The 25644-nt window shown below is 64.3% G+C and carries 27 protein-coding genes; 24 read left to right on the top strand and 3 right to left on the bottom strand.

Annotated elements, in window-relative coordinates; genetic code table 11:
• Positions 1-8: 8 nt before the first annotated feature.
• Complete coding sequence (locus tag AC07RM_RS12630) at positions 9-902, bottom strand: LysR substrate-binding domain-containing protein (protein ID WP_495334689.1); 894 nt, start codon at positions 900-902, stop codon at positions 9-11.
• A 106-nt stretch (positions 903-1008) separates the two neighbouring features.
• Here AC07RM_RS12630 and AC07RM_RS12625 point away from each other — a divergent pair, with 106 nt between their 5' ends.
• The 3 genes from AC07RM_RS12625 to AC07RM_RS12615 all read left to right on the top strand — a co-directional run bounded on the left by AC07RM_RS12625 (position 1009) and on the right by AC07RM_RS12615 (position 4045).
• Positions 1009-1905: a DMT family transporter gene (locus tag AC07RM_RS12625; protein WP_495334688.1), complete on the top strand. Its 897-nt coding sequence runs from the start codon at positions 1009-1011 to the stop codon at positions 1903-1905.
• A 99-nt stretch (positions 1906-2004) separates the two neighbouring features.
• Positions 2005-2991: an AraC family transcriptional regulator gene (locus AC07RM_RS12620; protein ID WP_495334687.1), complete on the top strand. Its 987-nt coding sequence runs from the start codon at positions 2005-2007 to the stop codon at positions 2989-2991.
• A 19-nt stretch (positions 2992-3010) separates the two neighbouring features.
• Positions 3011-4045, top strand: coding sequence for an SDR family oxidoreductase (locus AC07RM_RS12615; RefSeq protein ID WP_495334686.1), 1035 nt, complete (start codon positions 3011-3013; stop codon positions 4043-4045).
• Here the strand turns inward: AC07RM_RS12615 and AC07RM_RS12610 are convergent.
• Together AC07RM_RS12610 and AC07RM_RS12605 are read right to left on the bottom strand one after the other, a co-directional pair.
• Entirely contained in the window at positions 4035-4388 is a 354-nt protein-coding gene (locus AC07RM_RS12610) for a helix-turn-helix domain-containing protein (protein WP_495334685.1), read from the bottom strand. The genes AC07RM_RS12615 and AC07RM_RS12610 overlap by 11 nt on opposite strands.
• A gap of 1061 nt (positions 4389-5449) precedes the next feature.
• Complete coding sequence (locus AC07RM_RS12605; protein WP_495334684.1) at positions 5450-5962, bottom strand: ankyrin repeat domain-containing protein; 513 nt, start codon at positions 5960-5962, stop codon at positions 5450-5452.
• A 427-nt stretch (positions 5963-6389) separates the two neighbouring features.
• Between AC07RM_RS12605 and AC07RM_RS12600 the strand changes: the two genes are divergently transcribed.
• The 21 genes from AC07RM_RS12600 (at position 6390) to AC07RM_RS12500 (ending at position 25641) form a co-directional block, all read left to right on the top strand.
• Entirely contained in the window at positions 6390-6830 is a 441-nt protein-coding gene (locus AC07RM_RS12600) for a flagellar biosynthetic protein FliQ (RefSeq protein ID WP_495334683.1), read from the top strand.
• Between the two features lie 12 nt (positions 6831-6842).
• Entirely contained in the window at positions 6843-7664 is an 822-nt protein-coding gene (locus tag AC07RM_RS12595; RefSeq protein ID WP_495334682.1) for a flagellar biosynthetic protein FliR, read from the top strand.
• Complete coding sequence (locus tag AC07RM_RS12590; protein ID WP_495334681.1) at positions 7664-8779, top strand: EscU/YscU/HrcU family type III secretion system export apparatus switch protein; 1116 nt, start codon at positions 7664-7666, stop codon at positions 8777-8779. Before AC07RM_RS12595 ends, AC07RM_RS12590 begins: the two co-directional genes overlap by 1 nt.
• A 25-nt stretch (positions 8780-8804) precedes the next feature.
• A complete protein-coding gene (locus AC07RM_RS12585) occupies positions 8805-10880 on the top strand; it encodes a flagellar biosynthesis protein FlhA (protein ID WP_495334680.1) in 2076 nt (691 codons plus the stop codon).
• Between the two features lie 25 nt (positions 10881-10905).
• Entirely contained in the window at positions 10906-11691 is a 786-nt protein-coding gene (locus AC07RM_RS12580) for a flagellar hook-basal body protein (RefSeq protein ID WP_495334679.1), read from the top strand.
• Between the two features lie 72 nt (positions 11692-11763).
• On the top strand, positions 11764-12570 hold the full coding sequence (gene flgG, locus AC07RM_RS12575) for a flagellar basal-body rod protein FlgG (RefSeq protein WP_495334678.1): 807 nt from the start codon (positions 11764-11766) through the stop codon (positions 12568-12570).
• A 143-nt stretch (positions 12571-12713) separates the two neighbouring features.
• Positions 12714-13700: a flagellar basal body P-ring formation chaperone FlgA gene (flgA, locus tag AC07RM_RS12570; protein WP_495334677.1), complete on the top strand. Its 987-nt coding sequence runs from the start codon at positions 12714-12716 to the stop codon at positions 13698-13700.
• A 71-nt stretch (positions 13701-13771) separates the two neighbouring features.
• The gene (locus AC07RM_RS12565) at positions 13772-14317 is read left to right on the top strand and encodes a flagellar basal body L-ring protein FlgH (RefSeq protein ID WP_495334676.1); all 546 of its coding nucleotides are present in this window, start codon (positions 13772-13774) and stop codon (positions 14315-14317) included.
• A 14-nt stretch (positions 14318-14331) separates the two neighbouring features.
• Positions 14332-15486 (top strand): flagellar basal body P-ring protein FlgI, encoded by a 1155-nt coding sequence (locus tag AC07RM_RS12560; RefSeq protein WP_495334675.1) that lies wholly within the window; start codon positions 14332-14334, stop codon positions 15484-15486.
• A 49-nt stretch (positions 15487-15535) separates the two neighbouring features.
• Positions 15536-15925, top strand: coding sequence for a flagellar basal body rod protein FlgB (locus tag AC07RM_RS12555; protein ID WP_495334674.1), 390 nt, complete (start codon positions 15536-15538; stop codon positions 15923-15925).
• A gap of 20 nt (positions 15926-15945) precedes the next feature.
• Positions 15946-16416, top strand: coding sequence for a flagellar basal body rod protein FlgC (gene flgC / locus AC07RM_RS12550; RefSeq protein ID WP_495334673.1), 471 nt, complete (start codon positions 15946-15948; stop codon positions 16414-16416).
• The gene (gene fliE, locus AC07RM_RS12545) at positions 16413-16742 is read left to right on the top strand and encodes a flagellar hook-basal body complex protein FliE (RefSeq protein ID WP_495334672.1); all 330 of its coding nucleotides are present in this window, start codon (positions 16413-16415) and stop codon (positions 16740-16742) included. The genes flgC and fliE overlap by 4 nt, the downstream gene beginning before the upstream one ends.
• A 94-nt stretch (positions 16743-16836) precedes the next feature.
• On the top strand, positions 16837-18447 hold the full coding sequence (fliF, locus tag AC07RM_RS12540) for a flagellar basal-body MS-ring/collar protein FliF (RefSeq protein WP_495334671.1): 1611 nt from the start codon (positions 16837-16839) through the stop codon (positions 18445-18447).
• Entirely contained in the window at positions 18444-19118 is a 675-nt protein-coding gene (locus tag AC07RM_RS12535; protein WP_495334670.1) for a hypothetical protein, read from the top strand. Before fliF ends, AC07RM_RS12535 begins: the two co-directional genes overlap by 4 nt.
• The gene (locus AC07RM_RS12530; RefSeq protein WP_495334669.1) at positions 19118-20014 is read left to right on the top strand and encodes a FliH/SctL family protein; all 897 of its coding nucleotides are present in this window, start codon (positions 19118-19120) and stop codon (positions 20012-20014) included. Before AC07RM_RS12535 ends, AC07RM_RS12530 begins: the two co-directional genes overlap by 1 nt.
• Entirely contained in the window at positions 20011-21588 is a 1578-nt protein-coding gene (locus tag AC07RM_RS12525) for a FliI/YscN family ATPase (protein WP_495334668.1), read from the top strand. The genes AC07RM_RS12530 and AC07RM_RS12525 overlap by 4 nt, the downstream gene beginning before the upstream one ends.
• A complete protein-coding gene (locus tag AC07RM_RS12520) occupies positions 21585-22076 on the top strand; it encodes a hypothetical protein (protein ID WP_495334667.1) in 492 nt (163 codons plus the stop codon). Before AC07RM_RS12525 ends, AC07RM_RS12520 begins: the two co-directional genes overlap by 4 nt.
• Positions 22073-23005: a hypothetical protein gene (locus AC07RM_RS12515; protein WP_495334666.1), complete on the top strand. Its 933-nt coding sequence runs from the start codon at positions 22073-22075 to the stop codon at positions 23003-23005. The genes AC07RM_RS12520 and AC07RM_RS12515 overlap by 4 nt, the downstream gene beginning before the upstream one ends.
• Entirely contained in the window at positions 23002-23397 is a 396-nt protein-coding gene (locus AC07RM_RS12510; RefSeq protein ID WP_495334665.1) for a flagellar hook capping FlgD N-terminal domain-containing protein, read from the top strand. Before AC07RM_RS12515 ends, AC07RM_RS12510 begins: the two co-directional genes overlap by 4 nt.
• Before the next feature lie 10 nt (positions 23398-23407).
• Complete coding sequence (locus AC07RM_RS12505; RefSeq protein ID WP_495334664.1) at positions 23408-24586, top strand: flagellar hook protein FlgE; 1179 nt, start codon at positions 23408-23410, stop codon at positions 24584-24586.
• A 254-nt stretch (positions 24587-24840) separates the two neighbouring features.
• Entirely contained in the window at positions 24841-25641 is an 801-nt protein-coding gene (locus AC07RM_RS12500) for a hypothetical protein (protein ID WP_495334663.1), read from the top strand.
• Positions 25642-25644 lie beyond the last annotated feature (3 nt).

Below are 25644 nucleotides of genomic sequence, written 5' to 3'. Positions count from 1 at the left end.
CCGCGGGTTCAGCCGGTCGCCGGCTGGCCGTGCAGCGTGCCGAGCCAGTCGGCCAGCGCGGCGATGGCCGGCTCCTGCGCGCGGCGCCTGAGCACGCACAGCGAGATGCGGTCGCCGCTGGGCACGAAGCCCAGCGGGGCCGCGATACGTGCCTGCGCGAGCTCCTCGCGCACCAGCACCGAGGGCGCGATGCCCACGCCGAGACCGGCGATGGTGGCCTGGATCATGTAGATCCACTGGCCGAAGGAACGTCGCGGCCGTAGTCGCGCGGCGTCCAGACCATTGGCCTGCACCCAGATCGTCCAGCCGGCCGGATAGGACTCTGTGCCCAGCAGCGCATGCGACAGCACGTCCCGTGGCCGGGCCAGTGTCTTCGCCTGCGCGGGCGTGCAGATCGGCCCGATGTCGTTGTCGGCCAGCAGGATCTCGCTCACCTCGCGCGGATGTGTCCCGCGGCCGCAGTAGACCAGTGCATCGACGTGCCCGGCGCGCAGCCGGCCGAGGTCGCTGCCGGTCTGCAGATTGAGCACGACCTGCGGATGCCGCGCCTCGAAGTCGTCGAGCCGCGGGATCAGCCACTGCAGCATGAAGCTGCCGGGGCAGGCCAGCGTCAGCGCGGTGGCGGGCCGCTGGCCGCGGATCTCGGCGCAGACCTGGCCGATGTCGTCGAGCGCCCGCGCGGTGCTGGCGAACAGCCGCCGGCCGGCGTCGGTGAGCGTCACGCCCGCGGCATGGCGGTCGAACAGCTTGCAGCCCAGCCACGATTCGATGAGCCGGAGCTGGTGGCTCACCGCGCTGTGCGTGACGTTGAGCCGGTCGGCCGCGCCGACCACGCTGCCGGCCTGCGCGGCCGCGGCGAAGGCGCGCAGAGCGGTCAGCGGAGGGAGTTGCTGGAGGTCCATGGTGTGAATTGATTTCACGGCCAGTGTAGAGAAGGATCGCTGGCGAAGGGGCGCGGAGCGGCTTATCTTGAGCGACTCCCGCTCCATCCCCTGCCCACCGTCAGCCATGTCCTCGAACGCCTCGCCGCGCGGCACCGCCGTCCTTCTTCTCGCGATCGTCATCGGTGCCTGGGGCGTCAACTGGAGCGTCGGCAAGGTGGTGCTGGAACACGTCACGCCGATCTGGGCCACCACGCTGCGCATGGTGCCGGCGTGCATCGTGCTGTGGGTGGTGCTGCCGGCTACGGGCCGGCTGGCCGTGCCAACGCGGCACGACCTGCCGGTGATCCTGAGCGTCGGCCTGCTGCACATGGTGGCCTTCTCGGTGCTGGCCGCGCTGGGCCTGCAGTACCTGAGCGCGGGCCGCTCGGTGGTGCTGGCCTACACCACGCCGCTGTGGGTGCTGCCCGCGGCCCGCTTCTTCCTCGGCGAGGCCTTCACCGCGCGCCGCGCCGCCGGCCTGGGACTCGGCGTGACGGGGCTGCTGGTGCTGCTGCAGCCCGCAGCCGTCGACTGGCGCGATGCCGACGTGGTGCGCGGCCACGGCCTGATCCTGCTGGCCGCGGCCTGCTGGGCCGCCTGCATCGTCTACGGGCGCGCCCATCGGTGGACCACGCCGCCGTTCCAGCTGCTGCCCTGGCAGATGCTGCTGGCGAGCATCGCGCAATTGCTGCTGGCGCTGGCCATCGAGGGCGTGCCGCGCATCGCGTGGTCGATGGAGCTGGTGGCGCTGCTGGGCTACAGCAACCTCATCGGCACCGTGCTGGCCTACTGGGCGATGAACACCGTGAACCGCGACCTGCCGGCTTCCGTGACCTCGATGGGGCTGCTCGGCGTGCCGGTGGTGGGCCTGCTGGCGGCCGACCTCGCGCTGGGCGAAAGGCCCGATGGCGCGCTGCTGCTGGCGACGGGGCTGATCGTGGCGGGCATCGCGATCGGGACTTCGGTGCGGCGCGCACGGTAGCTTTCTGCAAGCGGTCGGCCAACGGTCCGCATCCCCTGCGTCCCCCTTTTTGGCGCGATCGGGTTTGTCGGGCGCTCCCCGCGCTCCTATTCTTTGCGCATGACTCGCCACGACACTTTCTCGGTGTCTCCCCTCGTTCTCGCAAAGTCCGGCCTCCTCATCGAGCGGCTGTGCGAGCGCGCCGGCGTGAAGCCATCGAACGCGTGGAGCACGAGCGAGTTCTTCCGCATCTGGGCCGCGGCGGACGAGGCGTTCGACGATCCGTCCGCGGGACTTCGCTTCGGTGCCGAAGGGATCGCCCGGGGCTATGGCGTGGCCTCGATCGTGGCGCTGCACGCGCCCGACTTTCGCCGCGCGCTGGCGGCCCTCTCGCGCTACAAGCGCCTGACCTGCCCCGAGCTCGTCGAGGTCGAGACCGTGGGCGAGCAGACGACGGTGCGCTATCGCTGGCTGCTGGCGACGAGTGAGGTGCCGCGCCTGCTCGTCGACATGACCATGGCCTCGCTGCGGGAGCTGGCGCGGCATGGCAGCGCCGGACGGATCGCGCCCCTTCGACTGGAACTGGCGCGTCGGCCCCAGCATCAGGCGCTGTTGCGCCGCCACTTCGGATGCCCCATCGTCTTCGGGGCCACGCACGACGCGATGGTGTTCGACCGCACGGCGCTCGACGTGCCCTTCGTCACGGCGGACGGCGGGGCCTTCGCACGAGTGCTCGAGGGCCTCGAGCAGAGGGCGGCCCACGGCGAGGGCCTGTCCCCGCTCGTGGCCGAGACCCGCGTGGCGATCGCGCGCCAGTTGAGCGAAGGCCTGCAACCCGGCATCGCGGCGGTGGCGAGCCGGCTCCACCTCAGCAGTCGCACGCTCCAGCGTCGCCTGGACGAATGCGAGACGAGCTTCCAGCAGCAGCTCGCCGCGGTGAGGCACACCACGGCGACACGGCTGCTCGCCAACACGGTGCTCGATCCGGTGGCCATTGCCATGCTGCTCGGCTTCGTCGAGCCCAATTCGTTCGCCCGCGCGTTTCGCGGCTGGGAGCGGACCACCCCTTCCCGTTGGCGCGAGCGTCAGACCGCCGACCAGGCATGAACCACGAAAGCAACCTCTCATGACCTCCACACGCGTCCTCGTCACAGGTGGCTCCGGCTTCATCGCCGGACACTGCATCCTCCAGCTCCTCGCGCAGGATCATCGCGTGCGGACCACCGTTCGATCGCTCGCCAGGGAGGCCGAGGTGCGGGCGTCGCTCGCGGATGCGGGCATGGTGCACGGCGACAGGCTGAGCTTCGTCGCCGCCGACCTCCTGCGCGACGAAGGTTGGGCGCAGGCCATGGCCGATGTCGACTTCGTTCTGCATGTCGCATCGCCGGTGCAGCCCGGGCACGTGGCGAACGAGGACGACCTGATCGTCCCCGCGCGCGAAGGCACGCTGCGCGTGCTGCGGGCAGCGCGCGACGCGGGCGTCAAGCGCGTCGTCCTCACCTCGGCGTTTCATTCCGTGAGCTGGGGATATCCCCACGACGACCACACGTTCACCGAGAACGACTGGACCGTTCTCGACGGCCCCGGCGTCGATGCCTACGGCAAGAGCAAGACCCTCGCCGAGCGCGCGGCATGGTCCTTCATGGCCGCCGAGGGCGGAGGGCTGGAACTCGCCACCATGCTTCCCGTCGCGGTGATGGGACCGGTGATGGGCAAGGACATCTCCGGGGCCAATCATGTGATCCAGCGCATGCTCGAGGGGGACATGCCGGGTTTCCCGAACCTGTTCATCCCGGTTGTCGACGTGCGCGACGTGGCTGACGCGCACATCCTGGCGATGACCCATCCAGCGGCCGCGGGCGAGCGCTTCCTGCTCTCGAATGGCCAAGCGCTGGCGATGCGGGAGATCGGCGCCATCGTCAAGACGGCGCTCGGCGAAGCGGCCAGACGCGTGCCGACCCGCACGATCCCCGATCTCGTGCTGCGCGCGGTCGCGCTCTTCAATGCCGAGCTTCGCCCCTTCATTCCCGATCTCGGCCACGCCAAGAAGACCTCCAACGAGAAGGCTGGTCAGGTGCTCGGCTGGACACCACGCGATGCCCGCGAGGCCATCGCGGCGGCCGCGAAGAGCATGCAGGCCAGGGGATTGCTCAAGGCCTGAGCTTGCGGCCTGCTTCGGGCGAACGCGTGCCGATCTTCGGCGGCTCGGGCGGAGCCCCGGGCGCGCCGGCCTGCAGCCAGGCGATCTTCGCGTCGACGAGGTGCAGCATCGCGGCGAGTTCCTTCTGCTGCTGGCGTAGCCTCTCGCGCCGCGCGACCATGGCCTGCAGCATGCGGCCGCGGCCGCCGGCACGGCGCTCGTTCATCAGCAACTGGATCTCGGCGAGCGACATGCCCATGGCCTGGCCCGCGCGGATTGCGGCCACCAGCCGCAGGTCGCGTGGCGAGAACTCGAGATAGGGCCGCGTGCCGCCGGCCTGCTGCGAGAACTCTGCGATCCACATGGGGCGGCTCCGGGTGACTTGACTGTGAACTTGGCTTCATAGTTGCAAGCGGCGTGCGTAGATGTCCGTCCTCTTCCGATCGGTGCCAGATTTCCCTCAGTACAAAGATTCTGGAGTTGGCGTCGCGTCCTCGCTTGATTGTCAGCGACGGAGACGCGCCAGCGCTCGAGAAGCGAAAAGACTATCTAGCCGACAGGGGTTGGGGCACCTGGGTCACATTGCCTGAGGTCTGTGGCCAAGCGTATGTGCAGACGGGCGAGGACTTGCTCACGGTCGATGCGATAGTGGGAAGATGCAACGCTTTTGCCGGCGCAATCGAGGGGCTAGAGAGGCTGACCCCAGCGGACTTCCCCGAACAGAGCGCTCGCGGACCCATTTTTGCAGCGATGGCTCGGGACGCTAGGCTTGCAGAAATCGGCACGAAATGCACTTATGCATCAACTCAAGGGCGCGCTCTACGAGCGGCTGTCAGGCGAAGAGCTCAGCGAAAACGCCAAGCGGCTTGCAAGGTACATCGCGAACTACGCATTGTGATTCCGTCTGGCGTCCACTAAGCGGCGAAGCGCTTCCCGCATCGTGTTAGGGATTGGCGCCATCGCTTGTACAGGTGCGGGGTCAAGGAGTGCTCGGCCTACTCCGACGCGTCGCCGCCTTCCTGCATCAGCACCCAGTAGAAGGTCCCAGGACCCGGGTTCGGCAGCGTGGACCAAGATTCGCCGAAGGTGGGTCAGGTCCGCCCCTTTAGGTACTCCCGAACCTCTTCGGCGGAACTGCCCACCGCCTTCAGCGCGTCCGCATTTGGGTTTTGCTGCGGCCAAGTGCTTCGGTCCAGGACTTCACTTCGTGGAGTTCTTTCAAGGAAACCAGCTTCCTGTCGAACCGGGATTTCTTCGCATCGTTATCCATAGAAGTCTCTTATGTCGAAGAACAGCTCGGTTCTCAGACATTCGCGTGGGGTGCCACGTAGGGAAATCTGGCTGACAGCCGAGGCCTGATAACAGCCAAGCCCGCTCCCAACATCCTCCGAATCACCGATCGATCCGTCGCTTGACGCATCAACCTCAGGCCGCCCTCTGCGCTGCCAAAAAGGCCACCGTGTCGGGTGCCCGCATGCTCCGCGCGAGATCAGGTGCCGAAAAGCCTTCCAAGCTCCGAGCATCGATGTCGGCGCCGTGCTTCAGGAGCACCTTCAAGATGTCGAATCGGTTGAACATCGCGGCGAACATGATCGGTGTCTTGCCGCCGGGCGGAGCAAAACCTGGCTGAGCCCCGTGCGCCAGCAGGAGCTCACCGATGGGTTGAAAGCCTTTGAACGCTGCTCCAGCCAGTGGCGTCTGGCTCTTGTCGTTGAATCGATCGGGGTCGGCAGCGGCCCTTAACAACGCCTCCGTAACTTCGGCGTGCCCGTGATACGCGCTAAGCATCAGGAGCGTGTCGCCGTTGTGATTGCTCATGTTGGGCGGAAGCCCCTTCTTCAGCAGACGCTCCACCGTTTCAGCATCGCCGGTGCGCGCCGCGCGCTGCTGCCGGTTCCATCGCCTCCTTGTTTTTGCGATGCGCCGCGATGCATCCATTCGCCTCGTGAGAGAGCTCTGCTTCCCGGGCAATGCATTGCCGGAAGTCAGCCTTCCGGCTGCAATGACAGGATAAGAGTCGTTCATAGGCCGATGAATTCACATCAGCGTATCTAGGATGGTAATTCGCCAACGTGGTCAGCTTGAAGTCAGTGTGTTCATGCCAGGGATTAAATCGATTTCCCTGGACCTATATCTCCGTCGACGGATCGGTGTTGCACCACACAGCCGACCCGCCATCTGCTGCCTGAGACAGTTGTGTGATGGCATTTGATATTGATTTGATTTCGTCATTTCCGTGACATTTCTCGTCGCTAACCTCCTGTACTTGTGTTTGTAAATGTCAAGTTGGCAACCAGATATATGAAAACAGTTGCCCAGGCCGAGTGCATTCTCGGATCGAGAAGAGGAATATCGCGGGCTCATAGTGACCATCTACTTCGCGCGCAATTGCGCGCCATGGTCTTGTCCTTTGGATCCTCTGGCGACGACGCATGCGTTCGTGTGCGAGAACGGGCGTCTTGCTTCAGATCACTTTGGCACGAAGAAAGGGATCGCGCCGAATCGAAGTGCCGAAGCCGTTTGCAGGATAGAGGTGTGCGTGCACGCTGATCTCGCACTGCACATGATGGGCGATCTGTTCTGGGTCGGCCTGATGGTGTGCGGACCTGTGCTGGGCCTGACGATGCTGGTCGGTCTCATCATCAGCATCTTGCAGGTCGTGACGCAGGTGCAAGAAATGTCGCTCACTTTTGTCCCGAAACTTCTGGCTGCCGGTGTAACGCTCTTGATGTTCGGTTCCTGGATGTTGCGGCAGCTCATGCAGTTCGCGACCCAGCTGTGGTCGGCCATTCCAGGGATGTTCTAGTCCAATCTGGCAATGGACATCCTCTCAACTTCCTCATGGATGGCATGGGTTGTGGCGACCCTGCTGCTGTCGCTGCGCGTCGGCGCGGCACTGCTGATGACGCCCGTGTTTTCGCAGGCCAACGTTCCTGTGATGGTGCGAGTTCTAGTGGTGCTGGGGTTGGCCTGTGCGTTGTGCGGTGGTTTGGATGTGGCAGGTGACGGTGACTTTCATCGCTCCTTTCAATTCCTCGCCGATCATCCTGGCGTCCTTGTCCAGTCTGCAAGCACGGAGCTTGCATTGGGCGCCCTGCTCGCGGTCGCTATCCACCTTGCTTTTGCAGCGGTCGCCGTGGCGGGTGGTCTGCTCGATGTCCAGCTCGGCTTTGGGTTGGCGCAAGTCTTCGATCCGGCGTCCGACGCCGCTTCGCCGATTCTCGCCACGGCATTCAATCAAGCTGCGGTTCTGATTTTCTTCCTGGTGAACGGGCACCACGCATTGTTGCGCGCGATTGCCTACAGCCTGGATCGCTTTCCGTTGGGTGCGGCATGGCCTCTTGAGGTCGGGTTGCTGCCAGTGATCAAGCAAGTGGGAGGAATGCTGGGACTGGCATTTTCCTTGGTCGCGCCGGCTGTTTTCTGCGTCCTGCTTGTTGAACTGGCGCTTGGAGTGCTCGCTCGAAATCTTCCGCAGATGAACATGCTCGCGATGGGTATGCCCGTCAAGATTGTGGTCGGATTGCTCGCGTTGACGCTTTGGTTTTCTGGCGTAGGCCCGATCATGGACCGTATTTACCAGTCGATCTACGCGACCTGGGACGCTGCCCTGGAGCCATCTGGCAGTGCGGGGCGATAGTGGCGCAATCCGATCTCGATCGCAATCAGACCGCGACGCCCTACAAGCTGAAGAAGGCGCGGGAACGCGGGCAGGTTGCCAAAAGTCCAGATGTGGTGGCGGCAACGGTGTTCCTGGCCGCGATGATCTTTCTTACTTGGCAAGGGTGGCCGGTGTGGCAGAGCCAATTCCGGCTGGACCGCTTGCTTCTCTCGCAGGCGGGCCGGATTGAGGTCACGACCAGCGTCATAGGCTCGCTCGTCCAGCGCATGTTGTACGAGACGCTGTTGATGGCGGCGCCATTCTTCGTCATGCTGTTGATTGCGGCCATCGTCGGCAATCTCGTCCAGACTGGTCCCGTCCTTTCAGTCCATCCCATCAAGCCCGATTGGGAGCGTCTGAACCCCATGGCCGGTTTCAAGCGCACATTCTCCGTTCGGACGCTGTTTCTGGCAGGCAGGGCGGTCCTGAAGCTGCTGCTGCTTGGATTGGTTGTCTATCTTTCACTCAAGGGCCTGCTGCCGCAGTTCTTTCACCTGGCGGGACTGTCCGCCCACGGGATCGTTCGCACCCTGCTGGATGACTTCGCCTCCGTCGGGCTCAAGCTCGCGGGGATGTTGGTGCTGATCGCCATTGTCGACTTCGTCTACACGCGACGCGAGTTTGCGGGGAAGATGCGCATGAGCAATCGGGAGATGAAGGACGAGGTAAAGCAGCGCGAAGGAGATCCCAGAATCCGTGCTCGCCTGCGTGAATTGCGTCGAGAGATGTTCAAGCGCAGTTTGGCGTTGAGAAAGACCCGTAGCGCCGACGTGCTGATCACGAATCCGACCCATGTGGCGGTGGCTTTGCGTTACGTCCACGGGGAGATGGATGCACCGCAGCTCATCGCCAAGGGGCGCGGATTCATGGCCGCCGCGATGCGTCAGATCGCGGCGCGCCATCGCATTCCCGTGGTGCAAAGTCCAAGTTTGGCGCGTGCCCTCTACGGTGGCCTGGCAATCGGCCAGCATGTGCAGCCAGACCTCTATGCGGCGGTGGCGAGAATCATCGTCTGGGTGTTCGCTCGCCGCGATGCGATGAATCAGTCATCCACTCCTTCGCGCGCCGCCACGTCGGGGAGGATGGCGCGATGAGAAGCTCGTGCCCAGAGGGTAAGCCATGGATCGGCTGAAGCAGTATCTCGGAAAGAACAGCGACATCGCAATGGTCGCGATGGTTCTGGGCGTGCTGGTCGTGCTGTTCGCGCCGATTCCGGCGGGCCTTCTCGATTTCCTGATTCTCACGAACTTCAGCTTCGCATTTCTGGTTCTGTTGCTGACCTTCTACATGGCGCGACCTGTCGAGTTTTCGACATTTCCTTCGCTTCTGCTCATCGCCACTCTGTTCCGGCTGTCGCTGAATGTGGCGGCGACGCGACTGATCCTCTCCGACGGCAGTGCAGGCAAGGTGATCGCCGCCATCGGCTCCTTTGTGGTCGGTGGCAACTATGTCATCGGCCTGATTGTCTTTTTGATTCTCATCGTCGTGCAGTACGTCGTCGTCACGAGCGGCGCCCAGCGCGTGTCGGAAGTCGCCGCACGGTTCACTCTGGACAGCATGCCCGGGCAGCAGATGAGCATCGATGCGGATCTGAACATGGGCTTCATCGATCAGATCGAGGCGCAGAAGCGACGCAAGAACCTGGAAAAGGAGGCGGCGTTCTACGGCGCGATGGACGGCGCGAGCAAGTTCGTGAAGGGTGATGCAGTCGCGGGCATCATCATCATGCTCATCAACATCATCGGGGGTCTGGTGATTGGCGTGATGCAGCACGGGCTCGGTTGGAGCCAGGCGCTACAGACCTACACGCTGCTCACCATCGGCGACGGCATCGTGACGCAAGTGCCCGCGCTCGTGATTGCCGTAGGCACCGGCATCATCGTCACTCGTTCGGCCTCGGATTCGAATTTGAGTGCAGAGGTATTGCGGCAGATCACATCGTTTCCCAAGACTTTGTTGATGGTCGCGACTGTCCTGGGGGGACTGTTGTTGCTGCCTGGGTTGCCGGTGCTGCCCACCTTGGTACTCATCGCGTGCGTGCTGATCGCATCGAGCGTCGCGTATCAGGTCCAGAAAAAGAAGACCGCGGAGGCGCAGGCGTCGGCGGCCTCAGCTGGCGTGACGGCGAAGCCTGCCTCAGCGCTGGACGACGACCCTTACGCGCTGCTGTCCGTTGAGCCGATCGAGGTCCACCTTGGGTCTCATTGGACGTCCCTCGTCAGCCAGCCCGGGAGCATTCTGGTCGAGCGCATCGCCGCTTTTCGCAAGCTTCATGCCCAGGAATTTGGAATGGTGCTGCCGCCCGTGCGCTTCAAGGAGGCGCCGAAGCTGGCACCTGACCGCTACGAGATCGCACTGGACGGCGTGGTCTGCGCCAGAGGCTTGGTGTATTCGGATCGGGTGCTGGCAATCCATCCAGCGGGCGATGTGCGAAGCATTCCGGGCGAGGTGACGCGAGATCCTACCTACGGACTGCCTGCCTTGTGGATCAATGCATCGCAGCGAGACGGGGCGGTTGCGGCCAAATTCACCCTGGTCGATGGGCCGACGGTGTTCATGACCCATCTGACCGAAGTCTTGCGTCGCGAATCCGCAACCCTGCTGAGCCGCGCCGAGACGGAGAAACTGCTGACGAGGGTTCGCCAAGTTCAGCCGGGTTTGGTGGAAGAACTGATTCCGTCGGTGCTGTCCGTCAGCGATGTGCAGAAGGTTCTGCAAAATCTCCTGCGGGAAAAGGTTTCCATCCGTCACGTCGAGGCCATCCTTGAGACGCTTGCAGACGCGGGACGGCAGAGCAAGGATGCCAGCACCCTTACCGAGTTCGTGCGACATCGACTCGGTCATGCGATCTGCCAATCCCTGGTAGGCGAGGCCAACGCCTTGCAGGTGATGACACTCGATCCCGCGATCGAAAGCGAATTTCTCCACAGTCTGCAAATTGCGAGAAGCGGTGAGGGCTCGCCGCGGCCGTTCGTGCTCGACCCCAAGCTCGCCGAGCAGCTCATGGGGCGACTGGTTCAGCAGGCGGAGCGAATGATGAAGAGCAATCTGCTGCCCGTGCTCCTGTGCGCACCCGAGCTTCGCCGGCACGTTCGAAGTCTGTCGGAGCGCGCAATGCCGCACTTGCGGGTTCTCGCGATGACCGAGATTCCCCAGACCATCGAGCTCAAATCCTGGGCCATCGTCGCCCTATGACAGCCGAATCGAGATCGGAATTTCCATGCAACACGTTCTAGCGATCACTCTCGCAGCGATGCATCAGGACATGCAGCGTATGGATCGCGTCGCCCTCAACTTGGCGAATGCATCGACCCCCGGTTACAAGCGGGAGATCGTCGAGGCGCGGCCTTTCGTTGAAGTGCTCGACGATGCTGCGGTGTCAACCGGCGCCTCGGATGTCCGGATGGATGCCGCCGTCCTGAGCGCCGCACCCATGAGCGTCATGTTCGACACGCGACCCGGCACCCTCAAGGCGACCGGTGAGCCCCTCGACGTTGCTTTGACCGGAGACGGGTTCTTTGAAGTGGCGAGCAGCAGCGGTCCTGCCTATACGCGCCAAGGCAATTTCCAGCTGGATGCACGCGGTCGACTGGTCAGCGCACAAGGTGACCCTGTGATGGGGAAGGGTGGGGAGATCTATCTCACGACGCAACACCCGGTGATTGATGGCGCAGGAAACATCACCGAGCCGGACGCAACGACGGGACCGTCCGCCACCGCGCCCGGAACACCGGTGGCGCAGCTCAAGATTGTTCGGTTCGATCGCAGCGGCGATATGCAACACCTTGGCGGTGGTTTGATGGCACCCGGTTCCGGCATGAGCGTTCTTTCCGATGGCGAGGTTCGCCTGCGGCAAGGTGCGGTAGAGAACGCCAATGTCAGTTCGATGCAGGAGATGGTGCAGCTCGTTCAGACGATGCGCCATTTCGAGTCGATGCAGAAGATGGCCCAAGGCTATGACGAAATGGTGGGAACCGCCGTCCACAAGCTGGGGGATTTGTCTTGATCGCCCGCACGCCCGGGCTTGTCTGCCATTTCACCAGGGACCAGGCGAAGCGGGCCGGCAAAAGGAAACCTCATGTTTGATGCACTCTATATCGGTGCGACGGGTATGCAAGCACAGCAGCTCAATGTCGACACGATTGCCAACAACCTGGCCAACGTCAATACGACGGGCTTCAAGAAAGGGCACGTGAGTTTCAACGAGCTCATGTCACTCGAAGCCATGCATGCCGCCGAAGCGTCGTCTGTCCTCGATGGCGCACAGGGGATGGGTCCTTTGGCCTCGTTGCCCTCTCTGGGCGCGGGTGTTGGCATATCCGCCATGGGCAAGCTGTTCGATCTTGGCACGGTGACGCCGACAGGCTCCGCATGGGACTTGGCCATTCAAGGCGATGGTTTCATGCAGGTCACGCTGGCCGATGGGTCGACGGCCTTCTCGCGCGGCGGGACGCTCAAGGTCAACAGCGACGGACTGCTCGCGACGCAATCGGGTGCGCCGCTGAAGCCGGGGATCAGCATTCCAACCGATGCGACAAGCGTCGCCATCGCCGCCGACGGTGTTGTCACAGTCACGGTTCCCCATCAGAGCAAGCCTGTTGATGTCGGCCAGCTTCAGTTGGTCCGTTTCGCCAATCCCACTGCACTCCTCGCCCAGGGCGACAACCTCTATCGTTCCTCCGATGGCTCTGGCGAACCGATGCCTGGCAGCGCGGGGCAGGAGGGAATCGGTACCCTTCAGCAGGGCGCCCTGGAGGGCTCGAACGTCAAGATGGTCGACGAGATGGTAGCGCTCATGGTCGCGCAACGCGCCTATGAAGCGAATGTCAAAGTTGTCCAGGCTTCGGATGAACTGCTTGGCATGGTGAACAACCTGCGCAAGTGATGGCGATGCACCGTGCATGCGTGAGATATCCAGGCTGGCTGCTGCTGGCGGGCTTCCTTTGGGCGTTGCCTTCCTTGGCTGGCGCTGAGGCTCTCACATCGGCATCGGCATCGGCGCAGATGGAATTGCGGCAAGGCGTGAGGATGACCCATCCTGAGGTCACGCTGGGAGACGTGGCGAACATCACCAGCAGCTCGTTGCCAATCTTGCAGCACTTGATGGCTCTGCCGCTTGGACGATTGCCTCAAAATGGGGAAGCGGTCCCGCTGGAGCGAGATACGGTGCTTCGCTGGATTCGCGTCCGCCTCGGGATGGCTGCCGACCAGATTGCCTGGCGCGGGCCTGCAGGCAGTCAGATCCGGCTCGCGACCGTCGATGTGTCGGGCGAGCAGATCGCAGCCGCAGCACAAGGCGCGTTGCGGGCGACGCTTGCCAAGAGCGGCCTGCGAGCGCAGGTGGATGTCAACGAGATTCCGCGGGACCTTCACGTGCCGGGCGGGGCGCTCGAGCTGCGGCCTCGCGCTGCGATAGGTTGGCGCCATGCGGCAAGAGCGGGGATGCTGGATCCGCAGGGCACCGACCCTTCAATGTTGGCCAAGCGCCAGTCAGTGTGGGTGGACCTCTGGGTGGACGGCCGCTTCGTCCGGACGGTACCCGTTGGCCTGGAGGTCAGTGTCTTTGCGCCGGCCTACGTGGCCGTGAACAGCCTCCCTGCGGGGCAAACAGTCGATCTCGCCCGACGCAAGGCGGGGCAATTCACCGTGCAGGACGTGGAGTGGTCGGGCCGCAGCTCCCCGCCCCTCGGGCCATCGATGCCCGAGGAGAGCGAGGCGGCCGCCAACGTTGCGGCAGGCACCGCGAACCCGGAAGACGTGGGCGCCCTCCGATTGCGTCGCCCTCTCGCCGCAGGCAGCCCGCTCACACGGGCGGACGTTGAGAAGCGACCCATGGTCGCACGTGGCGACTACGCCACGCTGCGTGCCTTCCAGGGGATGATCGAGTTGGAAAGCCGCGTTGAAGTAATGCAGGACGGTGTCCTCGGGCAGGCGGTTCGCGTCAGGCTGGCCGGAGCATCTGGCACCGTCGTGGCGCGCGTCACTGCGCCCGGCCAAGTCGAGGTGCGTCAGTGAAGAAGTTTTGGAGACCCGTTCGGTGGGATCGGCGATGGCCGCACCACCCCGCGACAGCTTTGATACTCCTGTTGTCTTTGTCCACCTCCGGCTTGCATGCCGAGAGCCTGTATGACGAGTCTTCCTACAAGGCGCTTGCTGGCGACCACAAGGCGTTTCGTGTCGGCGACTTGCTCACCGTGCAAGTCTACGAACAATCTTCCGCGTCAACCACCACAGACACTTCTACGCAGCGCAGCAACAGCTTGAGCCTGGGATTCGGTTCCACCCAGAGCGCGAGACGTCGTGGCGGTGACCTGGCGCAAGCCGGCAGTTTCGATGGCGGCGGGACCACGCAGCGCGCCAACAAGCTGCTGGTCACGCTGAGCGTCTCGGTGCGCGAGGTGCTTCCCAACGGGGACCTCAAGATCGCGGGAGACCAAGTACTGACGGTGAATGAAGAGCAGCACAAGGTGAATCTGGAAGGGCGCGTGCGTCCGCAGGACGTTTCCAGCGACAACGTGGTGCTGTCCACGCGACTCGCAGACGCTCATATCAATTACATCGGCGACGGTGACCTGTCGGAGCGGCAGAAACGTGCCTGGTGGCGTCACGTCGTCGACTGGATCGGTCTGTGATGGGAGGCCTCGACGTGCTCACCTTGCGCAATCTTGCATGGATCGGCTCGACGCTGCTCTGTATGCTCGCCGCGGGCCCGATACCGGCAGCTGCGCAGGTCACCTCCGCAAGAACCGAGACGGTGCGTGTCAAGGACCTGGGCAAGCTGCAGGGGTGGCGCGAGAACGCACTAACCGGCTATGGGGTCGTGACCGGGCTCGCCGGGACCGGGGACTCTCCAACCAGCGCGACGACCCGGCAAGCACTCTCCAATGTGCTGTCCCAATTCAACCTGAGCGTGCCGGCCTCCCAGATTCAGAGCCGCAACGTTGCCATCGTGATGGTCTCCGCCGAGATGCCTCCGTTCGCGCGCGCGGGTGACACCTTGGATGTGACGGTGGCTTCGGCAGGGGACGCCCGCAGCCTTGTCGGCGGGAGTCTCCTGATTGCGCCGCTGAAAGGCGCGAACGGGCGGGTCTATGCCCTGGCGGAAGGCCCGTTGTCCGTGGGCGGCTATCGCTACGACGCGAATGGCAACGTCGTCCAGAAAAACCATCCTACCGTGGGTTCGGTGCCCAACGGTGCCAGGGTCGAGGTCGGGATCAATGCCCAGATGGTGGGTGCCAATCAGACCGTGACCTTCGTGCTGACCGATCCTGACTATACGACCGCCAACCGCATCGCCATGGCGATCAACACGCAGATCGACGCCGGCCTGGCGCAGGCACGCGACGCCGAGGGCATCGAAGTACGTGTCCCCGAGGGGCAGCGCGACCAACTGGTGAATTTCATCGCCAGGATTGAGAACGTCAACGTGGAGCCGGATCGGCGCGCACGCGTCGTCATCAACGAACGCACCGGCACGGTGGTCGCCGGGGGGGATGTCCGGATCTCAAAGGTCGCGATCTCGCACGGTGACCTCAAGATATCGATTGCCAGCACCAACACCGCCTCCCAGCCCAACGGCCTCTGGGGTGGCGGCGCCGGTGTGCGCACAGCGCTCCTCACCAACACGACAGTCGATGTCAATGAACAGAATGGACCAGGTTTTCTGGGGCCAGACAACAGCACGGTGGCCGATCTCGTCCAGTCGCTGGCCAAGCTCAAGACCAACACCCGCGACGTGATTTCCATCCTGCGAGCCGTGAAGGCCGCAGGCGCGCTGCATGCGGAACTCGTTGTCCAGTAGAGCGCCACATGTTTCAGCCCGACAACCCCCAATCATTCAGGAGCATTGCATGACAGATGGTCTGGAAGCGATCACGACAACCGTGTTGGGCCTCGCGCTGGATGCGGCGAGCCTGCGCCAACAAGCCATCGCGACCAACATCGCCAATGCCAACGTGGCGGACTACGCACCGCTGAGCGTCGATTTCGAGGCCCAGCTGGAGGACGCGCGCAGATCGATGGATGGCCGCGGCGCGCTGGACATGTCTTCCCTGGCAGGCGTGTCGCCGCGCCTGGAGATACAGGCGCGTGATGGCGCTTCTGGGCTGAGCGCGAGGGTGCAGTTGGACATGGAGGTCGCGCACATGGCGCAAAACGGGGTGCAGTACCAGGCCCTGGCCAAGGGACTCCAGCAGCATTACGGAATTCTGTCGATCGCCGTCAACGACGGAAAGAAATAAGACACCAGAGGTATCGAACAATGGACTACTCGAGAGCTTTTGCCATCAGCGCGGCAGGGATGACGGCCGAGCGCACGCGTGTGGACGTAGCCACGCTGAACCTCGCCAACGCCAATACCGTGCAAAGCGCCGAGGCCGGCGGCTATCAGGCGCTGCGCGCACTTGTACGCAGCGTGCCCGGCGTGCTGGTTGCCCCTCAGGATTTTGCCGATCAGATGACGAACGCGGCGGGGGTGGCCAGCGCATCGGTCGCAGCGTCGGGATTGCCTCAGGTCAGTATTGAACCCGACACGACGCCACCCAGGATGGTCTACCAACCGGGCCATCCCATGGCCAACAGCAAGGGCTTTGTGGCCTATGCGAACGTGGACAGCGCGACCGAGATGGTCAACATGATGAGTGCGATGCGTGCCTACGAAGCCAATGTCGCCGCCATGAACATGGCCAAGACGCTGGCACTGCGTGCGCTGGACATCGGGAGCAACTCATGAGCGCCGACTTCACCGCTGCGCTGACGGCCGTCGCCGCGAGCGCTGGGGCGAACTCGGCCGTTGCCATGAGCCCAGGCCCGAGCCTTGGGGCAGTCGGCAGCGCATCAGCGCCATTCGGGCAGCTCGTGAGTCAGGGGTTGTCCGATGTGAACAACGCGCTGCTGGTGTCGCAGACCGATCTTCAGCAACTGGCCATGGGTGACGCTCAGAACCTCCATCAGGTGATGATCCGGCTGGAGGAGAGCCGCTTGTCCTTTCAGCTTCTGATGCAAGTGCGCGGACGCTTGCTGGAGGCCTACCAGGACGTCATGAAGATGCAGGTCTGACAGTGAGCCAGCAGCAACAGCAATGCGGCGACGCCAACCGCGGCGGTAAGCAACGGCGCGCCAAAGCGTCGACAGCGTACGGAGTGCAAGGGCAATGAGACGTTTCTGGGACTATCTGGCGCAACGCTTCGGGGCCGCCGGGCGTCGTGGGCTGGTCGCGGGTGTGGCGGCAATCGTCATGCTGAGTGTCATGGCGGCGGCATGGCTTCTTCGCACGGACTATCAGGTGCTTTTCGCCGGGCTCTCGCCTCAGGACACCGCAGCAATGACGGCAGAACTCGATCGACTCAAGATTCCCTATCTCTTGAGTGGCGAGGGAGAAGCGCCCGCAAGCAACCGCGTGTCGATCCTCGTCGATCGCGACGAGGTCTACAGGACCCGCATCAAGTTGATGGGCAAGGACATACCGCTGCATGGCGCGGTCGGCTTCGAATTGTTCAATAACAGCGATCTGGGGATGACCGAGTTCGCGCAAAAAATCAGCTATCAGCGCGCCCTCCAGGGTGAGCTGACACGAACCATCCTGGCGCTCGACGAAATTCAGGATGCACGCGTATTGCTCGCGCTGCCCGAGCAGGGACTTTTCAAGCAGGCCACCAGCAGGCCGAAGGCCTCTGTCACGCTCACGTTGAAATCGGGGCGCCTCTTGCGAGGCGAGCAAGTTCAAGGCCTACAGCGTCTGGTGTCCGCCGCCGTTCCTGGCATTCTGGCCCAGGACGTGACGATCGTCGACCAGAGCGGCGTGGCGCTCACGCGCTCGATCGAGGACGCTCTCGGCGACGCAGGGCCGGCTCCCAGCACCGCAAGGCTCGATCTCAAGAAGGACACGGAAACGTATCTTTCCCGCAAGGCCGTCCTGGTACTCGAGCGTGCCCTGGGGCAGGGTCTGGCGATGGCCAGCGTGGACGTGACGCTCAATATGGATCGTGTCCAGAGCAATACGGACGAGTTCATCGGTTCACCGAGCAGACCGGGCGCCGCGCCCACGGGGGTGATCACGCGGGAGAAGGACACGTCCCGCGAAATGGGGTCGCCGCTCGGATCGAATGGCACGGGAAATCCCGTGGCGCCGCTGGGCGGCAGCAACCAGCATGAGGTGGAGTACGCCGTCGGACATCGCGTCGAACAGGTGATCAGCCAACCCGGTTCAGTGCGCCGGATCCAGGTCGCAGTTGTGGTGCGCGATGCCTTGTCGCCCGATCAGCAGGAACAATTGCGCAGGATGGTCGCTGCGGCCGTGGGTGCTTCCCTCGAGCGGGGCGACTCCGTCGTGGTGCAGACCGTGGCAGGCTTCGTGGCCTCCGGGCGTCACTCGGACAACTCCGCCGATGCCGAGGCAGCATCGCCTGGGGCTGAGCCGCTCGTGCGGGGCGGGTCGAGCCGTCACGGGGATGCCGTGGATGACATTTCTGGCTGGACCGGGTGGCGTTCAGCGGTGGCGTGGGGGGATGCGCATGCCGGGTTCGTCGCCGTCTTCGTGGCGGCCGTCCTGGGTCTGCTGTTCTGGGGCCTTTGGAGCCTGCGCCGCGGCGTCGCACCCCACAACCCTTCCCCTCTGAGCGAGCGAGAGCGTGAAGAATTGCTCTCCCGTGTGCGTGCCTGGATGCAGGAGCCCGCGGTGCAGCGGCCGTCCACGACGCAACCTGTTGACTCCCCAGTGGGTGTGGTCGGCACCGGGGTGCACCCTGTGCAGGGCACGCGATGAGCCAGGCCCTGTTCATGGCGCCATGGATGCACCCCACGGCGCAGGGCGACGGCGCGCACAAGGCTGCCTTGTTGTTGAACGCGTTGGAGGAGCGCGATCGTGCTTGGTTGCTGGGCGAACTGCCTTCGTCGCAACAGCAGCGATTGCACGACTTGCTGGAAGAGTTAGCCGAGTTGAGCATTCCCGCCGATCGGGACCTCTTGGAGCACGCCCTGTCTGCCCCTGCGCCGAATGTGGCCGGTGCGACCCGAGTCAACCTGGAAGATGCAGACGCCCAGGTATTGGCGCGTGTGCTGGGCGGCGAGCCAGCAGAGCTTGTCGCGGATCTGCTTGCCCAGCGTGATTGGCCCTGGGCCGCTCGGTTCCTGGTCGAACTGAGAGATGTCAAGCGACAGCAGGTCCAGGCTTGCATGGCCCGACGCCGGGCCGCTGCAGCGGACCCCGTCGATGAACCGGTGCCGAAACGCAAGTTCGATCAGCATCTGCTCGCGTTGCTGGAGGTCCGGTTGACCTTTGTGGCTCGTTCAGCGGACTCGATCGAGTCGCGCCCCGATGCGCAGTCGCGACGGCAACCGATCGCCTTTGTCTCAGGGGCGCAGGGCCGGCGACAGCCAGGAGGCGGCTGGTGGCGGCGGCTGCTGCCCCACAACCGATCCGGGGAGATCCTCTGATGACGAGTCTGACAATGTCGACGGCCGAGGATGAAAAGGCGGCCGTATTGCACGGTGTGGTGCTCGGGCCTGAGCCGCGTGAACTGCGAAGAGCGCGCTCACCGGTCGTGCAGGCGCGCGCTGCGGCCGCATCCTCCGATGCATCAACCGAGCATTTGTCGTCGACGGCGAGCTCGGTGCAGCGAAGTGCAGATCCGGAGCGTGCCTCGAACAGCGTCGAGGAGCAGACAAACCACGAGGCCTTGCGCCAAGCCAGGGAGGAGGGCTACCGCAGAGGTTCGCAGGATGCGCATCAGCAGGGCTATCGCGCCGGTTTCGACCAAGGCCACCGAAAGGGGATGGAGGAGGGACGGGTTGCCGGGGAGCAAGAGGTCGCGCGTCAGGCCCAGTCTAGCCTGCAGGACATGAAGGCACGCATGGAGCGTATGGACCAATGGCTGGCGAAGCTGCATGCGCAGTCGATGACGCAGCTCGTTCAGCAGCTGCATTCGATCGAGGATGACATGATTGCCATCGTGCATGCGGCCACCTGCCGCTTGGTGGGTGGCATGGCGCTCGATCCTGCCAACCTTCGCGCGATGGTGCGACAAGCCATCGAGGAATGCTGTGGTGCCGGCGCCGAAGGGTCTGCAGCCGATGTCGTGTCGATCCATGTCCATCCGGATGATCTTGAAGTGCTGCAAACCGACGCGGCCGTCGCGCGCTGGCTGGGGCAACAGGGGGCGCGCGGTGTCCGATGGTTGCCTGAAGCGCGCGTCGAGTTCGGTGGATGCATCGTCCAGGGTGTGCAAGGGAGTCTGGATGCGAGGATCGAGACGCAACTCGCTGCGCTGCGCGGTGTGCTGCTCGCCGGCCGGCAGATGCGCTCCAGTGGCCACGCATCGGTGCCCCCATGACAACTCCGCCAAGTTCAGTCCAAACCGGGTCTGATGGATTGCGCGGGTTGCTGCAGCGCGTCCGCACGTGTGAGTTGACCCAGCGCTCGGGTGTAGTGCGCAGCCTGCGCGGGCTGGCCATTGAGGCCCAGGGGCCGCGCAGCCGTGTGGGAGAACTCTGCGCGATCCTGCCGCCGGGCGTGCCCGTGGTCGCGGGACTGCGAACGCTGTTGATGGGCGGAGCGCCGATGAGCGAACTCGATGCCTTCGGCGACTCCGGCCCGACGATGTTGCTGGCCGAGGTCGTCGCCATTCAGCCCGCACGCGTGACGCTGATGCCTTACGGCAGCATGCAAGGGATTGCGGTCGGCAGCACCGTCTTGGCGCTCGGAAACCATTCCGACATCGAAGTCGGTGACGCATTGCTCGGACGCGTGATCGATGGCCTGGGCCGTCCGCTGGACGATCGGCCCTGGCCCGCCACGACCGCGACAGTCCCCGTGCGCAGCGCGCCCTCCAATCCGATGCGCAGACCGCGCATCGAGCGTGTGCTGGAAACCGGCGTGCGCAGCATCGATGGCTTGCTCACGCTTGGACAGGGGCAGCGCGTGGGCATCTTCGCCGGCTCGGGCGTCGGCAAGAGCACGTTGTTGGGGATGATCGCGCAGCACGTGACCGCGGATGTCAACGTCATTGCCCTCATTGGCGAGCGGGGGCGCGAGGTTCGCGAGTTCATCGAAAGGCAGCTGGGACCCGAAGGCTTGCGGCGCTCGGTCGTCGTGGTTGCCTCCGCAGATCAGCCGGCGCTCGCACGGGTTCGCGCCGCTTATGCGGCGCTCGCGATCGCGGAGTATTTCCGCGAACAAGGCCGCCAGGTCTTGCTCACGATGGACTCCATCACCCGTCTTGCCATGGCGCGCAGGGAGATCGGCCTGTCGGCTGGCGAGCCGCCCACCGCACGTGGCTATCCGCCCTCGGTGTTTGCCGAGTTGCCAGAGCTGTGCGAGCGTTGCGGGACGGCGCCGTCGGGCGGCTCCATCACTGCGTTGTTGACCGTCCTCGTTGAGGGCGACGACCTGAACGAGCCGGTCTCCGACGCGCTGCGCGCGATCCTGGACGGACACATTGTCTTGTCCCGGCACCTGGCGCACCAGGGCCAGTATCCGGCGATCGACATTCTCAAGAGTGCCAGTCGCTTGCTGCCAGACCTCACGCAGGCGCAGGAGCGAGAGATGATCCTTGCCGCGGTCCGCACGCTGGCGCTGCTCGAGCGCAATCGGCAGATGGTCGAACTTGGGGCGTATGAGGCCGGGTCCAACCCGGATCTGGATGCGGCCCTGGCCTGCCAGGCCGAGCTGCAGGCATGGTTGCGCCAGTTCGCGGGAGGTGTCTCCCGCAGCGAGGCCATGCAGCAGCTGCAGCAATGGCACGCAAGGCTCGAGGTGATCCGCAGCAAAGCGGTCCAGCTGCCGGAAGACGGCGCTGGACGACGGCCGCGTCCTTCGGCGGTCTCCGCCGGTACGCGCAGCGACTCCTTGACGTCGACCGTGCCGCCCGCGAAAGCGCCATCAGGCACGCACAGGAGCGCGGCATGAGTGCCGACCTCAGACGCTTCGACTACGCGCTCGATCCGTTGCTGCGCCTGCGACAGTGGCAGCTTGACGAACTTCGCACACGCCTCGGAAGGATTCAGCGCCACATCGCGGAAGCGCAAGAGGAGATGGAGGTCCTGCATGAAGAACTTCACCAACAGGGGCGCCATGCGGCGCAGGCCTTGTTGGCGCATTGTGATCCGACCCGGCATGCACGCAGCCTGCACTGGCTGCGACAACAGCGCGAAAAGATCGCCGTGTCGAGCCAACGGTTGACCGATCTGCAGATGCAGCGCGACGAGCTCATGGTGCGCTCTCGCGAACAGCAACTGAAACTGGAGGCCGTGCAGGCGCACCGCGACGAAGCGGTCGCTGAATTCGTGCGAGCCGATACCGCGCTTACGGCTGCCGCGGCAGACCGGGATTGGTTGGCGCGTCGCACGAGCGACGATATGCACGACACCGCCGCGAACCTCGGAGCGCCGGCATGACGCAGGGCATCCTTTTCCCGTTGATGATGCAATGGCCCGCGGCGCATGGCCACGAGCAGTTCACGCTGCCGCAACCTCGCGACGGTGGCGATGGCCAGTCTCGGCAACTGGACTGGCAGCGCGCACTGGAGCGCGCACAGGAAGGCGGGTTCTCCGCATGGTTCGGTGCCCCGCCACCAATAGCGCCCGAGGCGGTCGGGCCCGCGTCGAGCTCTGCCTGCGCGCCTCCCGATCCAGCCCCTGCGGTCAGGCAACTCGGTGAAAATTCCTCGAGCCCGGCGTGGTCGCGCGTCGCGGGGAACGATGCCACCGCAAAGCAAGCCCACGAGGCTTCTTTGGCGACCTCGTCCACCTTGCGTCCCCAGCGCGATCGCGCCTGCACCGTCGCTTTGTTTGCCCAGGCGGCTGCGCAAGCATTGATGCGAACGGTCGTTCCGACCCATTCGATGGGCGATGTGCTCGGCGGAACGCAGGCCGCGAGCAGTGGTGTCCCGCCAGCACCATGGGCCTCTGCGGACAGTCCCTTTTTTGGCTCGGCTGTGCTGGCCGAGGGGGACGTCGGCGAGGACTCTGAGCCCGACGCCGGCCGCTCCAGCCCATCGGCCGAGCGCCCTGTTGGCATGGCACAGCAGTCGGTCGAAGACGACGCCGTACGGCTCCATGCGGAGTGGTCCGAGCAAGGTGTTCGGGTCTGGCTCGGCACCGATGCCGGTGTTCATCTGCCCCTGGATGCATTGGCGCTGCAGCTGCAACGTGTGCTCGCCGCGAGCGGTGAACGACTGATCGCGCTGATGTGCAACGGGCGACGGGTCTGGGCGCACGACGTTGTCGACGCCGCGGCACGGCGCGTGGCCACGCTTCGTCCCGCAGTGCCGGTTTTCTCTTCCAGTCCCCCTTTTACCAAACCCTATTCACAGGAGGTGTCATGACCATCGGCGCAGTCAGCGGGGCCAGCGGCCCCACCAGCAATTCCGACCTGAGCCTGCAGGATTTCTTGCAGGTGTTGATGACGCAGCTGACCTACCAAGACCCCCTGAAGCCCATGGACAACCAGGAGTTCATGGCTCAGATCGCTCAGTTCACGTCGTTGGAACAGACCCAGCAGGTCAACGCCAACATCCAGGCGATGGTGGTCAACCAGGCGGCGCAGCAATCGATTGGCCTCATCGGTCACACCATCAACATTTCCACCGCGAGCGGACCCGTCTCTGGGGCGGTGACCTCGATCGACCTGACGACCGGCACGCCGCAACTGACGCTCAAGACCAGCGCGGGCACGCTCACCGGGGTCACGCTGGCCCAGATCACTTCCGTCCAGTAACGAGGCTCCAATGATCGATTCCATCATGATTGCGGAGAGTGGTCTGCGCGGCTTCGAGCAGGGGCTGCTCACGATCTCCAACAACACGGCAAACCTCAATACGCCGGGCTTCAAGGCGGCGACCACTCAGTTCGCTGACATGCCCTATGGCAACAACGGGGGTATCGGTAGCGGGTCCTTCGGGCAGGTCGGCCATGGGCTCAGCACGCTGGGCACCACGCTCAGCTTCTCGCAAGGGCAACCGCTGAGCACTGGCAATCCGCTGGACCTGGCGATCGATGGCAACGGGTTCTTCATCCTGAAAGACTCCCGCGGCAATCTCCACTACACCAAGGATGGGCAGTTCAAGTTCGATGACAGCGGGACGCTGGTGTCCACGGCAACGGGCGAGCAGGTGATGATGAGCGACGGTGGAGGCGAACTGCATACCGTATCGCTGACCAGCCTGCAGACCAGCGCGGCACAGGCAACCACCAAGGTCACGCTCAACGGCAATCTGTCCTCGACGGCAACCACCGCCACCGTCGGAAACCTTACCGTGATCGACAAGGCTGGCACGACCCACAAGCTGACGCTCGAATTCGCACCGGTTTCCGGAACGCCCGGTAGCTGGACTGCCACACTGAAGGATGGCGCGACCACCGTGGGAACGGCCAATCTCAAGTTCGAGAACGGCTCGCCCACCGTTGCGACCGGAAAGCTCGCCTTCACATACACCCCGCCCGGCGAGGCACCGATGGCGCTGACGCTCGACATGTCCAGCGGTGTCACCTCCTTCGATACCGGTACAGGTTCGACTTTGACCTTTGCCGGGCAAGATGGCTTCGGGGTCGGCACCTTGAGCCAAGAAACCTTTGACAGCACGGGCACGCTGGTCCTGAGCTATTCGAACGGACAGACGGCGAAGAAAGGCCAGCTGGCACTGGCGCAGTTCAGCTCGCCGGACGACGTGGAAGCGGTCGGCAGCAACGAATTTTCCAGCAGGGGCGGTGCGACCTGGCAGATCGGCGTTGCCGGCTCGGGCCAGTTCGGGCAAATCCATTCCGGCACCATCGAGATGTCGAATGTCGGTCTGTCCCAGGAGTTCAGCAACCTGGTCATCATGCAACGCGGTTACCAGGCCTGCTCGCAGGTGGTGTCGACGGCCAGCGACATGCTCACAGCCCTGTTCGGCATGCTGAACAAGTGAACACGCCCTCTACGATCGTGCCGGGCCGCGACCAGGCTGAACCGCCTCACGGCCCTCCGCCCTCTGCTTTCTTGTCTTTGGCGGCGAGTGAGGCCGCCAGCCCTCTGCGTCACTGGTCGCAGACGCAAAGCGACCAGTTCGCGGGCGCCATCGGCGCCGTCGTCGATGCGTGGACGGCGCAGTGGCCGACGTATGTGACACGACATCCACCAGCGCAGCGGCGGTTGCCGGTGGTTGAGGCAGGAAGCACTGCCGTGACGCGTGACCCTGGATTGCTGTCCGCTCGCTGGAACGCTCTGCGGTTGGAGGGACGCCAGACGCTGTGGTGGACCTTGCTGCCAGAACACTCCGGAGCCCAAGGCATTCCTGCCGGTGCCTTGGAGCGGCGCAGCACGCCGAAGCCGCCAAACCTTGATCCTCGTGCCGTGCTTCTGAAAGAACTGTTCGGTGAGATGGACACCTTGCGCCACGGCCTTGGCGAAGACCGCCTGGCTGATCAGTTGGCGGACGCGGCCTGGCTGGACCTGTGCGAGAGCCTGGGCATTGCCCTTGCCACGACGTCGCCGAATAGGTCTTCGCAGACGGACGGAGACACCCCATGCACGGCCGATGCTGCCACGTCACTGCCGGCGAAGCTGCTGAAACGCTGGGAGGGCTCGTTGTGTGTCGAGTTGCCTTGGTGCGGCGTGCGACTGGTGCTTCTGGCGCCGGGCGGCTGCGTTGCGGCATGGCTCGAGGCACGACGCTTCGCATCGGCCCCGAAGACTTCCAGCGCCGTGTCCGGAACGATAGGGGTCCTGCAGGCACTTGAACGGACGCCGGTCACTCTGACGCTGGATCTGAAGCCCATGGAAATTCCGCTCGGCGCCCTCGCCACGCTGCGCCTGGGCGACATCCTGTGCACTGCGCATGACCTCGATGCGCCGCTGCTCGTCCACCCCAGCATGGCCTTCGGCCAGGAGGGCGAGACGCCGATCTGCGGTGCTTTTTTGGGCCGTCAACGCGCACGGCGCGCCATCGAACTTCTGCCGACAGGCCCAAGTCGGGTCGCCTAGACC

The organism is Variovorax sp. GW821-FHT09B05, assembly GCF_059418265.1.
Note: the sequence above shows the minus strand (reverse complement) of the source record. Positions and strands in the feature narration are given on the sequence as shown.

Bases quoted from the DNA above. Each gene is read 5' to 3' on its own strand.
- AC07RM_RS12615 (WP_495334686.1), top strand. From the start codon at position 3,011: ATGACCTCCACACGCGTCCTCGTCACAGGTGGCTCCGGCTTCATCGCC.
- AC07RM_RS12625 (WP_495334688.1), top strand. From the start codon at position 1,009: ATGTCCTCGAACGCCTCGCCGCGCGGCACCGCCGTCCTTCTTCTCGCG.
- AC07RM_RS12610 (WP_495334685.1), bottom strand. From the start codon at position 4,388: ATGTGGATCGCAGAGTTCTCGCAGCAGGCCGGCGGCACGCGGCCCTAT.
- AC07RM_RS12510 (WP_495334665.1), top strand. From the start codon at position 23,002: ATGACCATCGGCGCAGTCAGCGGGGCCAGCGGCCCCACCAGCAATTCC.
- AC07RM_RS12605 (WP_495334684.1), bottom strand. From the start codon at position 5,962: ATGGATGCATCGCGGCGCATCGCAAAAACAAGGAGGCGATGGAACCGG.
- fliF (WP_495334671.1), top strand. From the start codon at position 16,837: ATGAGACGTTTCTGGGACTATCTGGCGCAACGCTTCGGGGCCGCCGGG.
- AC07RM_RS12530 (WP_495334669.1), top strand. From the start codon at position 19,118: ATGACGAGTCTGACAATGTCGACGGCCGAGGATGAAAAGGCGGCCGTA.
- AC07RM_RS12585 (WP_495334680.1), top strand. From the start codon at position 8,805: ATGGATCGGCTGAAGCAGTATCTCGGAAAGAACAGCGACATCGCAATG.
- AC07RM_RS12580 (WP_495334679.1), top strand. From the start codon at position 10,906: ATGCAACACGTTCTAGCGATCACTCTCGCAGCGATGCATCAGGACATG.
- fliE (WP_495334672.1), top strand. From the start codon at position 16,413: ATGAGCGCCGACTTCACCGCTGCGCTGACGGCCGTCGCCGCGAGCGCT.
- AC07RM_RS12520 (WP_495334667.1), top strand. From the start codon at position 21,585: ATGAGTGCCGACCTCAGACGCTTCGACTACGCGCTCGATCCGTTGCTG.
- AC07RM_RS12595 (WP_495334682.1), top strand. From the start codon at position 6,843: ATGGACATCCTCTCAACTTCCTCATGGATGGCATGGGTTGTGGCGACC.
- flgA (WP_495334677.1), top strand. From the start codon at position 12,714: ATGACCCATCCTGAGGTCACGCTGGGAGACGTGGCGAACATCACCAGC.
- AC07RM_RS12535 (WP_495334670.1), top strand. From the start codon at position 18,444: ATGAGCCAGGCCCTGTTCATGGCGCCATGGATGCACCCCACGGCGCAG.
- AC07RM_RS12505 (WP_495334664.1), top strand. From the start codon at position 23,408: ATGATCGATTCCATCATGATTGCGGAGAGTGGTCTGCGCGGCTTCGAG.
- AC07RM_RS12525 (WP_495334668.1), top strand. From the start codon at position 20,011: ATGACAACTCCGCCAAGTTCAGTCCAAACCGGGTCTGATGGATTGCGC.
- AC07RM_RS12555 (WP_495334674.1), top strand. From the start codon at position 15,536: ATGACAGATGGTCTGGAAGCGATCACGACAACCGTGTTGGGCCTCGCG.
- AC07RM_RS12630 (WP_495334689.1), bottom strand. From the start codon at position 902: ATGGACCTCCAGCAACTCCCTCCGCTGACCGCTCTGCGCGCCTTCGCC.
- flgC (WP_495334673.1), top strand. From the start codon at position 15,946: ATGGACTACTCGAGAGCTTTTGCCATCAGCGCGGCAGGGATGACGGCC.
- AC07RM_RS12620 (WP_495334687.1), top strand. From the start codon at position 2,005: ATGACTCGCCACGACACTTTCTCGGTGTCTCCCCTCGTTCTCGCAAAG.
- flgG (WP_495334678.1), top strand. From the start codon at position 11,764: ATGTTTGATGCACTCTATATCGGTGCGACGGGTATGCAAGCACAGCAG.
- AC07RM_RS12515 (WP_495334666.1), top strand. From the start codon at position 22,073: ATGACGCAGGGCATCCTTTTCCCGTTGATGATGCAATGGCCCGCGGCG.